General features: G+C 65.7%; 8 protein-coding genes. All 8 read left to right on the top strand.

Annotated elements, in window-relative coordinates:
* The first annotated feature begins 12 nt into the window (after positions 1-12).
* The 8 genes from PNI01S_RS19065 to PNI01S_RS19100 all read left to right on the top strand — a co-directional run bounded on the left by PNI01S_RS19065 (position 13) and on the right by PNI01S_RS19100 (position 11,718).
* Complete coding sequence (locus tag PNI01S_RS19065) at positions 13-1,011, top strand: glycosyltransferase (protein ID WP_065085322.1); 999 nt, start codon at positions 13-15, stop codon at positions 1,009-1,011.
* The gene (locus PNI01S_RS19070) at positions 1,008-2,240 is read left to right on the top strand and encodes a glycosyltransferase family 4 protein (protein WP_084358805.1); all 1,233 of its coding nucleotides are present in this window, start codon (positions 1,008-1,010) and stop codon (positions 2,238-2,240) included. The genes PNI01S_RS19065 and PNI01S_RS19070 overlap by 4 nt, the downstream gene beginning before the upstream one ends.
* Positions 2,209-4,824 (top strand): GH39 family glycosyl hydrolase, encoded by a 2,616-nt coding sequence (locus PNI01S_RS19075; protein ID WP_084358806.1) that lies wholly within the window; start codon positions 2,209-2,211, stop codon positions 4,822-4,824. The genes PNI01S_RS19070 and PNI01S_RS19075 overlap by 32 nt, the downstream gene beginning before the upstream one ends.
* A gap of 20 nt (positions 4,825-4,844) precedes the next feature.
* Positions 4,845-5,963 (top strand): glycosyltransferase family 4 protein, encoded by a 1,119-nt coding sequence (locus PNI01S_RS19080; RefSeq protein ID WP_037011014.1) that lies wholly within the window; start codon positions 4,845-4,847, stop codon positions 5,961-5,963.
* Positions 5,960-6,835: a glucose-1-phosphate thymidylyltransferase RfbA gene (gene rfbA / locus PNI01S_RS19085; RefSeq protein WP_024762134.1), complete on the top strand. Its 876-nt coding sequence runs from the start codon at positions 5,960-5,962 to the stop codon at positions 6,833-6,835. The genes PNI01S_RS19080 and rfbA overlap by 4 nt, the downstream gene beginning before the upstream one ends.
* 108 nt (positions 6,836-6,943) lie before the next feature.
* Positions 6,944-8,344: an undecaprenyl-phosphate glucose phosphotransferase gene (locus PNI01S_RS19090; RefSeq protein WP_024762135.1), complete on the top strand. Its 1,401-nt coding sequence runs from the start codon at positions 6,944-6,946 to the stop codon at positions 8,342-8,344.
* Between the two features lie 31 nt (positions 8,345-8,375).
* A complete protein-coding gene (locus tag PNI01S_RS19095; protein ID WP_024762136.1) occupies positions 8,376-9,494 on the top strand; it encodes a polysaccharide biosynthesis/export family protein in 1,119 nt (372 codons plus the stop codon).
* An 853-nt stretch (positions 9,495-10,347) separates the two neighbouring features.
* The gene (locus tag PNI01S_RS19100) at positions 10,348-11,718 is read left to right on the top strand and encodes an OprD family porin (protein WP_038803553.1); all 1,371 of its coding nucleotides are present in this window, start codon (positions 10,348-10,350) and stop codon (positions 11,716-11,718) included.
* Positions 11,719-11,852 lie beyond the last annotated feature (134 nt).

Raw genomic sequence — 11,852 nt, forward strand, 5'->3', positions numbered from 1 at the left:
AGGTGTGGCGAGATGAATGGATCGACCGTGCTGGTGACGCTGACCTATGGCGACCGTCTCGAGTACTTGGAAGAGCTGCTGGCCCGCGCCTTCCGCGAGAAGGACATCACCCGCGCCATCGTCGTCAGCAATGCCTCGGTGGCTGAACTGGACCAGTTGTTCATGCTCTGGCCCAACCGCGTGCAGGTGATCGAGCTGGACAGCAACACCGGCTCGGCCAATGGCTATGCCGTGGGCATCGAGGCCGCGCTGAAGAGCGGCTGCGACTTCATCTGGCTGATGGATGACGACAACGCGCCGACGCCGGGCTCGTTCCCGCTGCTCAAGCAGCGCCTGATCGATTGCGCGCTGCGCCATGGCACCGACAACACGGCCGTGCTGGGCTTCCGCCCGACCCACCAGGCCGACGTCGCTTCCGGAGTGCCGACCCGTTTCATCACGCCGCCGCGCTCCAGCTACTTCGGTTTCCATGTTCGCCAGCTGCCCTACAAACTCTGGCGCCGCACGCCCTGGGGCAAGCCGAAGCCGCGCCCGGCGCAGCCGCTGCTGGAGCTGCCGTTCGCCTACTACGGCGGCCTGCTCGGGCATGCCGATCTGTTCCGCCGCATCGGCCTGCCGCGCCGCGACCTGGTGCTCTACGCCGACGACACCGAATACACCTTCCGTATCGGCAACCTGGGTGGCCACCTCTACCTGGTGCCCGAGGCGGGCCTGGATGACCTGGAGAACTCCTGGAACATCAAGGCGCGCACCTCGAACATCTACGAGACCTACCTGCTGGGCAGCTCCGACCTGCGCGCCTACTACGCCGCGCGCAACCAGGCGTGGTTCGACAAGAACCTGTGGGTGACCTCGCCGCTGATGTACCGCTTCAACCGCTGGGTGTTCATCCGCCTGCTGCACTTCTTCGCCCGCCGCCACCAGCGCGAAAGCCGCCTGGCCCTGCTGCTGCAGGCGATCCGCGATGGCGAAGCCGGTGCGCTCGGCATGAACCGGGCCTACCCGCTATGAGACTGCTGCTGCTCAACACCCTCTACGCCCCGCACATCGGCGGCGGGGCGGAGGTCATGCTGCAGCACATGGCCGAGGGCCTGCGCGCACGCGGCCATGAGGTGCAGGTGCTCTGCACCGGGCCGGACGCCGGCCTGCAACGCGAGACGGTGAACGGCGTGCCGGTGCTGCGAGCCGGCCTGCGCAACCTTTACTGGCCCTTCGACGACAAGAGCCAAGGCGCGCTGAAACGCCTCGCGTGGCACGGGCTGGACCGCTACAACCGCGGCATGCGCAGTCTGCTGGCGAAGGTGCTCGAAGAGGTCGAGCCGGACGTGGTGATCTGCCACAACCTGTCGGGCTGGTCGATCTCCGCCTGGGATGCGATCCGTGCCGCCGGCCTGCCCATCGTGCAGGTCCTGCACGACCAGTACCTGACCTGCCCGCGTGGTGTGCGCTTCAACAAGGGCCGCCATTGCGAGCAGCAATGCGCCCCCTGTGCGTTGTTGCGGCGCTCCCATGCTGCGGCTTCGAGCGATGTCGACGCGGTGGTCGGTGTCAGTCGCTACCAGCTCAATACGCTGCTCGACGCCGGTTACTTCTCCGGCAGCCAGACCCACGTGGTCTACAACGGCTCGCCGATGGCAGAAGTGCCTGTCGCGCCGCCGGCTTCCGGGCGCCGCCCGTTGCGCTTCGGCTTCATCGGTGCGCTGACGCCGAACAAGGGCGTGGAGTGGTTGATCGAGCAGTTCCAGGCGCGCGGCGACGATGCCTCGCTGCTGATCGCCGGACGCGGCGACGCGGCCTACGTGAACCAGCTGAAGTCCGCCGCCGACCCCCAGCGCGTGCACTTCGTCGGCTACCGCAAGGCCTCCGAGTTCTTTGCCGAGATCGACGTCGCCGTGGTCCCCAGCCTGTCGCCGGAGTCCTTCGGCCTGGTGGCGCTGGAGGCCTGCGCGCATCACCTGCCGGTAATCGCCTCGCGCATGGGCGGGCTGGTGGAAGTCGTCCAGGACGAGATCAACGGCCTGCTCTGCTCGCCCGACCAGCCCGACTCGCTCGGTGATTCCATCCAGCGCCTGGCCCGGGACCCGGCGCTGCGCCAGCGCCTCGCCTCGCGAGCCCATGAATACGTGGCGCCGATGCTCAGCCTGGAGCGGATGCTCGACGAGTACGAAACCATCCTGCGCCACACCCTGCTTACCCGCGGAGTCCAGCATGGAACTGCAATCCCCGTATCCACGCTTTGAGCTCGACCGTCGTGTGACCTTCGACCGCTCGTTGCTGGCGCTCGGGGTGCTGGTGGCATTGCTGCTGGTGGAGACCTTCAACGGCGCGCTGCGCTTCTATACCGACCAGGCCGGACTGTCGGCGATCGTCTACCTGCCCAAGGTGGCCTGCATCATCGCCGTGGCCTGGGAGTTGATCACCCGCCCGCAGCAGCGCGGGCTGTGGCTGTTGCTGATCCTCGCCGCGGCTTCGCTGCTGCTCGGGCGGCTGCATGGCGCCGAGTTCAAGAGCGGCTTCTTCGCCGTTTTCATTTACGCGCCGCTGCTGTTCGGCCTGCTCTGCGGCCCCTACCTGGAAATGCATCGCAAGGCGGTAGGCTGGATCATCGCCTTCTGCCTGGTCGCCTCCCTCATCGGCATCGCGCTGGACCTGCTGATCAATGTGCCGTGGAAGGGCTACACATACTCCATGGGCGGCGTCGAGGTCAGCGCCAACCGCTCCTGGAGCGCCTACGGCCTGGATCGCATCGCCGGGTTCTCGCGGATGTCCTCCAGCCTGGCGATGATGCTGGCGGTGTTCAGCCTCTACCTGGGGTCGTTCCGCCTGCCGCTGTTGGCACGCGGTCTGCTCTACGCGGTGGCGCTGGTGGGCATCGTGCTCACCACCAACAAGTCCTCCGCCGGCGCCTTCTTCCTCGCCCTGATGGTGATGAGCATTGCCCGCCAGCGCCTGCTGTTTCTGTTCGCCGCGCTGCTGGTGGTGCTCGGCGCGCTGCTGCTGCCGCTGTACGGCCTGTATGCGCAGGTCGACCCCTACCTGGCCAGCGCCACTGGCGACAACCTGATGGGGTCGATGGTGGATCGCCTGGTCAACACCTGGCCGAACCTGATCAAGGTGATGGACTACAACGGCTGGATCTACACCGGCGCCGGGCTGGGCATGACCGGCAGCGCCTATGCCGCCTTCCCGATCTTCGGTGTCGAGCAACTGGCAGTGGCCGATAATTCGCTGCTCTACCTCTGGTGCCTGTTCGGCGTGGCCGGCGTCGCCCTCTACCTGCTCGGGGTGCCGATGCTGATGCGCCTGCAGCGCCAGCCCGGCCAGGAAGCCCGCGCGCTGCTGGGGATCGCCTATTGCATCCTGCTGATCGGCTGGACCAGCGACGTACTCGAATCGCCCATACCCAGCCTGTTCCTCGGCCTGGCCATCGGTCGCGCCCTGCGCCTGCCGGGTGAGGCCGCGCCGCAACCGGCGCCGCGCACCCTGCGCCTGCAGGGCGGCATGCTCAGCCTGCTGGCCTGCGCGCTGCTGATCGGCGGCCTGCTGCAATCGCCGCGCACCCTGGCCAACCAGGCGCCGGTGGAAAACCCCGGTGCAGCGGAATTCATCGTCGGCGCCAGCACCCACCAGAACATCCGCGCCGGCAACCGTGATGGCATCAATCGCCTCGGGCGCGAGGCCGGCATCACCTCGTTCCGCGACGACGCCTACTGGTCCAGCGTCGAGCGCGAGCGCGGCAAGCTGGCCATCGATGCCGCGTGGCGCGCACAGCTGCGCAGCACGCGCAGCCTGGGTATCAGCACGCTGCTGATCCTGGGCAACGAGAACCAGTTCTACGGCAATGCCAAGCCGCGCGACGACGCCTCCCGCGAGGGCTACCTGCGCTACGTGCGCTACGTGGTCCGCAGCTTCAAGGGGCAGGTCGCCTTCTACGAAGTGTGGAACGAGTGGGACTCGGAAAACGCCACCGACAAGGACTTCAGCGACGATTACCTGACCCTGGTGCGCGCCGCCGCCAAGGTGATCCGCGAGGAAGACCCGCAAGCCAAGGTGCTCGCTGGCGCCGTCACCCTCAAGGGCATCCGCCAGGGCTTCGCCGAACGCATCGCCGGTGGTGGCGTGCTCGATGTGGCCGATGGCATCTCACTGCACCCGTCGGTGTATTGCGAGGGCGAGATGTCCACGCCCGAGGCCTGGCTCAACTGGTTCCAGGGCGTCAACCAGAAGCTGGAAAACGCCGCCGGCAAGCCGGTACCGCTGTACTTCACCGAATTCAGCTGGCCGGCCCACGAAGGCGATTGCGGCATCAGCCGCGAACGCCAGGCCGCATACCTGGCCCGCGCCTATGTGCTGGTGCGCAGCCTGCCCAATGTGAAGGGCGCCTGGTGGTATGACCTGGTGGACGACGGCATCGACCGCACGGACATGGAACACAACTTCGGCCTGCTCACCGCCAGCGGCCAACCCAAGCCGGCCTACCACGCCATGGCCAGCGTCGCCGACATCATCGGCCGCTACCGCTTCGTCGGCCGCGTGCCCAACCAGGACCCGAACGTCTACCTGCTGCGCTTCGCCAAGGCCAGCGAGGAAATCCTGGTGGCCTGGACCCTGGGCCACGAACAGACCCTGAACATCACCAGCAAGCCCGGCAGCAGCGACACCCTCTGGCGCCTCGACACCGTGGAGGGCATCGCCCGCCGCGAGGGCCGGCCGGTGCCCTGGCAATGCCCCGCAGGCGGCGGCGATTGCCAGGCCAGCATCCGCATCGACGAGTCGCCCACCCTGGTGCGCAGCGCGTCGGCCCCGCAACTGTCGCTGCGCTGACGCCTCGCGGAGAACCCTTCATGATCGTGATCAACGCGCGTTTCCTCACCCAGCAGTTGAGCGGTGTGCAGCGCTTCGCCGAGCAGATATCGCTGTCGCTGGCACGCCTGCGCAGCGACCTGCACTTCGTGGCGCCGCCAGGGGAAATCCTCCGCCCGGAGATCGCCCGGCAACTGAACGTCGAGCAGGTCGGGCGCAACGGCGGGCACCTCTGGGAGCAGGTCGACCTGCCGCTATGGCTGGCGCGCCACGGCCGGCCGCTGCTGGTCTCGCTGTGCAGCACGGCGCCACTGGCGTACTCGCGGCAGGTGATGACGCACCACGACATTACCTACGTGCGCCACCCGGAAAGCTTTTCCTGGAAGTTCCGCGCCCTGTACCGCGTGATGATTCCCCTGCTGCTGCGCCGCTCGCTGGCGCAGGTCACGGTCAGCGAATTCTCCCGCCAGGAGATCGCCACGCACTATGGCGTCGACCCCAAGGGCATCCATGTGATCGCCAACGCGGTGTCCGCCGAGTTCTGTACCGGCCTGGAACCGGCGACGCCCGAGCGGCCCTATGTACTGGCGGTGTCCTCGCCGGCCACGCACAAGAACTTCCAGCGGCTGATCGAAGCCTTCCGCCTGCTGGGTGAGCTGGACGTGGAGTTGCGCATCGTCGGCGCTGCCAACCGCAGCTTCGTCGACGCGCAGCTGCAGCAGAGCGGGCAGGGCGATCGCGTGCGCTGGCTGGGACGGCTGGACGACGACCAACTGATTGAGCAGTACCGTCACGCGGCCGTCTTCGCCTTTCCGTCGCTGTATGAAGGTTTCGGCATTCCGCCGCTGGAGGCGCAGGCCTGCGGCTGCCCGGTAGTGGCGGCCAGCAGTGCCTCGATTCCCGAAGTGCTGGGCAACTCGGTGCTGTATTTCGACCCCCTCGACCCGCCCGGCATCGCTGCCGCCCTGCGCCGCGTGCTGCTCGACCACCAGCTGCGCGCCGACCTTTGCCGGCTGGGGCAGGAGAATGTCCTGCGCTACTCCTGGGACATCTCCGCCCTGCGCCTGTCGAGCTTGATCGACACCTTTCTGATGGAGCGCTCGGGCTACCCGGCGCGCTTCGACGCCAAACAGATCGCCAAGCAAGGAGGCAGATCATGAAGGGCATCATCCTCGCCGGCGGCTCCGGCACCCGCCTGCACCCGATCACCCTGGGCGTGTCCAAGCAGCTGCTGCCGATCTACGACAAGCCGATGGTGTACTACCCGCTCTCGGTACTGATGCTCGCCGGCATCGACGACATCCTGCTGATCTGCACGCCCACCGACCTGCCGAACTTCCGCGCCCTGCTGGGTGACGGCGAGCAGTTCGGCGTGCAGCTGCAGTACGCCGTGCAGCCTTCGCCGGATGGCCTGGCCCAGGCCTTCCTGATCGGCGCCGAGTTCATCGGCGATGACTCGGTATGCCTGGTGCTGGGCGACAACATCTTCTACGGCCAGGGCTTCACCGAAACCCTGCGTGAAGCGGCGGCGCGCACCCAGGGCGCCACCGTGTTCGGCTACCAGGTGGCGGACCCGGCGCGCTTCGGCGTGGTCGAGTTCGACGACCAGGGACGCGTGCTCTCCATCGAAGAGAAACCGCGCGTGCCGCGTTCGAACTACGCCGTCACCGGCCTGTATTTCTACGACAACCGTGTGGTGGAGATGGCCCGCCAGATTCGCCCTTCGGCCCGTGGCGAGCTGGAAATCACCGACATCAACAACCTCTACCTGGAGCGGGGCGAACTGCACGTGAGCCTGCTCGGTCGCGGGTTCGCCTGGCTGGACACCGGCACCCACGAATCGCTGATGGAAGCCGGCCATTTCGTGCAGACCATCGAGCAGCGCCAGGGACTGAAGGTGGCCTGCCTTGAGGAGATCGCCTTCCAGCAGGGCTGGCTCAGCGAAACGTACCTGGCCCTGCAGGCCGAGCGGCTGAGCAAGACCGGCTATGGCCGTTACCTGCAGCAGTTGCTGCTGGACAAGCGACAGTGAATTCGCACCCGGCGAACCCGAGGCGGGTTCGCCGGCCCTGCGCCCGTTAACGGACTGCGATAACGAAGCAGCGGCACAAGGAGCGATGCCGGACATCGCGAGGTCATCATGCCCAACAAGACAAAAGGAATTCTGCGTGCGCACCAGTCACTGATCTCGCTGGCGCACCGCCTGAGCGATATCCTGGTGATCGTGCTCAGCGGGGTGATTCTGCTCAGCGCCGGCAATGGCGTTCTGGACGCACAGATCTGGGTCTCGGTGCTGCTCTGCGTCATGCTGTTCCACTGGCTCGGCGAGCTGAACCAGCTCTACGGCTCCTGGCGGGGCGAGTCGCTGCTGCGCGAGTCGCTGAGTGTCACCCTGTACTGGTCGCTGGCGTTCTTCGCCGTGCTGCTGCTGGACATCTCGCTGCGCCACGTGGAGCTGGAGGAGCCGCGCCGGCTGGGGTGGTTCGCCGCCGCGCTGCTGATCATGTGCGGCTATCGCCTGGCCATCCGCATGTTGCTGCGCGTCGCCCGGCGCCATGGCTTCAACAGCCGCAACGTGGCCATCTACGGCACCGGAGAGGTCGGTGCTCGGCTCGCCGAAACCATCCTCAATGCCCCGTGGATGGGGCTGCGCCTGATCGGCTTCTACGACGACCGCCCGCAGCAGATGGAGCTGGGCGAGCGGGTGCCGGTAAAGGGGGATCGCCTGGCGCTGATCGAAGCCGCGCGCTCGGGGCAGATCGACAAGGTCTACCTGACCCTGCCCCTGTCCCGCGAGCCGCTGCTCAACGAGCTGATCCGCGAGCTGTCCGATACCACGGTGTCGGTGTACCTGATCCCCGACCTGTTCATGTTCGACCTGCTGCACGCGCGCAGCGAAAGCATCAACGGCCTGGCCACCATCAGCATCTTCGACACGCCCATGGATGGCCCCAACGCCGTGCTCAAGCGTATCGAGGACGTGGTGCTGGCCTCGCTGATCCTGCTGCTGATCGCCGTGCCCATGCTCTTCATCGCGGTGGCCGTGAAGCTCAGCTCGCGCGGCCCGGTGCTGTTCCGCCAGACCCGCTACGGCATGGATGGCCGGCCGATCCGCGTCTGGAAATTCCGCAGCATGACGGTGATGGAAGACGGCGCCGCCGTCACCCAGGCCTCGCGCAACGATTGCCGCATCACCCCGCTGGGCGCCTTCCTGCGGCGCACCTCGCTGGATGAACTGCCACAATTCTTCAACGTCTTGCTCGGCGACATGTCCGTGGTCGGCCCACGCCCCCACGCCGTGGCGCACAACGAGCAATACCGGCGTCAGGTCAGCCGCTACATGCTGCGTCACAAGGTCAAGCCGGGCATCACCGGCTGGGCCCAGGTGAACGGCTGGCGCGGCGAAACCGACACCCTGGAGAAGATGCAGAAACGCATCGAGTTCGATCTGGACTACATCGAGAACTGGTCCGTCTGGTGGGACCTGAAGATCGTCCTGCTGACCCTGTTCAAGGGTTTCGTACACCGCAACGCCTACTGAGTTTTCACACTCGTTTCAAGGAAGGATTGCCATGAAAAACCTGCTCGCTTTCAGCTTTGTAGTCGGCAGTCTGGCGCTACAAGGCTGCGTGTTCTCCCCCGGTCAGTACATGACGGATTCCGATGTCCAGCGCGAGGCGCAGAAGCAGGGGATGAACATTACCCTCGTGCCTATCACGCCACAGGTGCTGCAGCGCCAGGAGGCCTCGTTCGCCGCCAGGCCCGGTGTGCCCGCGGAGCTGCTGAACTACCGCCCGCCGCAACAGGACTACGTGATCGGCGGCGGCGACGTACTGCTGGTGACCGTCTGGGACCACCCGGAACTGACCAGCCCCGGCTCGACCCAACAGATGGAAGCCAACGGCCGCGTGGTCGGCGCCGACGGCAACATCTTCTTCCCCTACGCCGGCGTGGTGCGAGCCGAAGGGCAGACCCCGGCACAATTGCGTTCGAGCCTGGCTCGCCGGCTGGCGAACAAGGGCATCGTCGACCCGCAGGTGGATGTCACCGTGCTGCGCTATGCCAGCCAGCACGTGGTGTTCTCCGGCGCCTTCCAGAACGGCGGCCAGGTCGAGCTGAACAACACGCCCACGACTCTGGTGCAGGCGGTCAGCAAAGCGGGAGTGATTGCCGGCGAGGCGGACCTGTCCGGACTGACGCTCAAGCGTGACGGCCGCGAATACGTGATCGACGTCGACGCGCTGAACCGCTCCGGCTCGACGCTCAGCGGCATCTACCTGAAGAACGGCGACCAGGTTCACCTGCCCTACAACGACCGCAAGAAAGTCTATGTGGTCGGCGAGGTGGAACGCCCGCAGGTCGTGACCTACCGCACCACCGGCCTGTCACTGCTGGAAGTGCTGGGCAACGCAGGCGGCCTGGCCCCGGAAACCTCCGATGGTGACTCCGTGTACGTGATCCGCGGCAACCCGCAGCAGGCCGATGGCAAGGGGCAGGGTACCTTCCAGGCGCAGGTCTTCCACCTGGAAGCCAAGCGTCCGACCGCCTACGCCCTGGCCAAGGACTTCGCCATGCAGCCGCAGGACGTAGTGTTCATCGGCCCGGCCAACATCACTCGCTGGAACCGCTTCATCAGCCAGCTGCTGCCGTCGGCCTCGATCGTCGCCACCAGTGCGGCAGTGGGCAACTGACGCCCAGGCCTGATACCGGCGGGAATGCCAGGCTTCCGCCCACAGCAGTCGCGAATATTCCTACGGCTGTGGGCGGTTCTTTGGAATCGACTCTTCATCACCGACTGGCCATCATCGCCGCCATCCGGTGCCGAGCAGCACCACTCCTACTGGCGGAAGCGATTCCGCCGCTCTCCTTTGGGGTCTTCCCCTAGCACAAGGCCCCGAACCCGCCCGCGTTGCAGCGCCGGCGGGTTTTTTTTGCCTGGCGTTCCACCGTGTATGGATTCCTACGCCGGAGTTGCCTTTGGAGGTACCTCCAGCGATGAGCAGTCGAACGCCGCTGAGAGGCGTATCATATATTCCATAAAGAAATTACATATTAATAATTAATTCTTTTTGGATTTATGACGGTTCTTTTATCGTTGCCCTGCGCTGCCGCGAGCTGTTTCGGACAGAGCGGAAGAGGGTGGCGGTTTACCGCCAGCCAGAGTTGGTGGGATGGCGGTTTTCCGCTGATCCGGCCCTGGGGAGTGGCTCGACGAACGAGCCGGAGGCCGGAAAGACGGGAGTGTCGGACAGGGTAGGCCGGTTGGCCTGGGGATTGCCTTGTCAGGTGGCGAATGCCCAGCGCATCGCCACAACAACAAGACACGAGAATCGATCCATGCCCTTCCCATCTTCTGCCGTATCCCTGTCCGCCTGCCTGCGCTTCGCTCCCGCCTAGCGGGGCGTCGAAACAACCAACGAATCCTGCATGCCCGTCGTGCTCGTCACGCCGCGGCCGCTGCCTGCCATTCGGTCGGACTCCCGGGGGAGCCAGTCGTTGTTGCGAATGGCGTGTTTCCAAGATCAATAAAATGGGGAAATTCCAATGAAAAGCCGCACTCTCACGCAATCGGGCCTCGCGCTCGCCATCGCTGCCGCAGGCCTCGCGCAATCCGCCGTCGCCGCTGGGTTCATCGAAGACAGCAAGGCCAGCCTGACCCTGCGCAACTTCTACATCAACACCGACAACCGCAACGGCGACGTCACGGGGACCCAGCCGAACAAGTCTGAAGAGTGGGGCCAGGGCTTCCTGCTCAACTACGCCTCCGGTTTCACCGAGGGCACCGTGGGCTTTGGCATCGACGCGCTGGGCCTGCTGGGCGTGCGACTGGACAGCGGCAAGGGTACCCACTACAACCCGAGCAGCTCCGCCTATGCGGGCTCCGTGTTTCCTACCGACGGTGATGGCCGCGCCGTGGATGACTTCTCCCACCTGGGCGCCACCGGCAAGCTGAAGGTCTCCAGCACCGAGTTGCGCTACGGCACGCTGCTGCCCAAGCTGCCGGTGGTGACCTACAACGACGGTCGCCTGCTGCCGCAGACCTTTGAAGGTGGCCAGGTCACCTCCAACGAATTCAAGGACCTGACCCTCATCGGCGGCCAGCTGGAACATGCCAAGGGCCGTAACTCGAGCAACAACGAAGGCCTGTCGATTGCCGGCGCGAACAACGCCCAGACCGGCCAGTTCGTCAACAAGTTCTACTACGGCGGCGGCGACTACAAGGTCACCAAGGACCTGACGCTGCAGTACTACTACGGCAACCTGCAGGACTTCTACAAGCAGCACTTCCTGGGTCTGCAACACAACTGGGCGATCGGCCCGGGCGTGCTGAAGAGCGACCTGCGCTACTTCCACAGCAGCGACGATGGCAAGAACGGTCACGACAAGACCTATTACACCAACGGCTACTACGGCAACGGCGTGACCAAGGGCGAGGTCGACAACCGCGCCTGGAGCGGCCTGTTCACCTATACCGTCAGCGGCCACAGCTTCGGCGCGGGCTACCAGCAACTCAGCGGCGACAGCGACTTCCCGTTCATCAATAACGGCGATGGCGCTACCGCCTACCTGATCACCGACGTGCAGATCGGCAAGTTCCTGCGCGCCGGCGAGCGTACCTGGCAGGTTCGCTACGGCTACGATTTCGCTCAGGCCGGACTGCCGGGCCTGACCTTCCAGACCCTGTACCTGCATGGTGACAACATCGACACCCGTTACGGCGACAAAAGCGAGTGGGAGCGTGACATCTCCCTCGCCTACGTGATCCCGGACGGCACCTTCAAGGGCCTGGGCTTTACCTGGAAGAACGCCGCGCTGCGCAGCGGCCTGCCGGCGGACTCCCGCAGCGGTACTGCCGGCCAGCGCGACCAGGACGAAAACCGCCTGATCGTCAGCTACACCATCCCGCTGCTGTAATTCTCGCGGGATACGAAAAAGCCGCCGACCTCGCAAGAGGCCGGCGGCTTTTTCATGGGTGCGCACGAGGGCTCTTCGCAGGAGCGAGCTTGCTCGCGAACAAGTCCCGTCGCGAAGTCGTTCGCGCGCAAGCT

The sequence above is a fragment of the Pseudomonas nitroreducens NBRC 12694 genome, from assembly GCF_002091755.1.
GTDB lineage: Bacteria > Pseudomonadota > Gammaproteobacteria > Pseudomonadales > Pseudomonadaceae > Pseudomonas > Pseudomonas nitroreducens.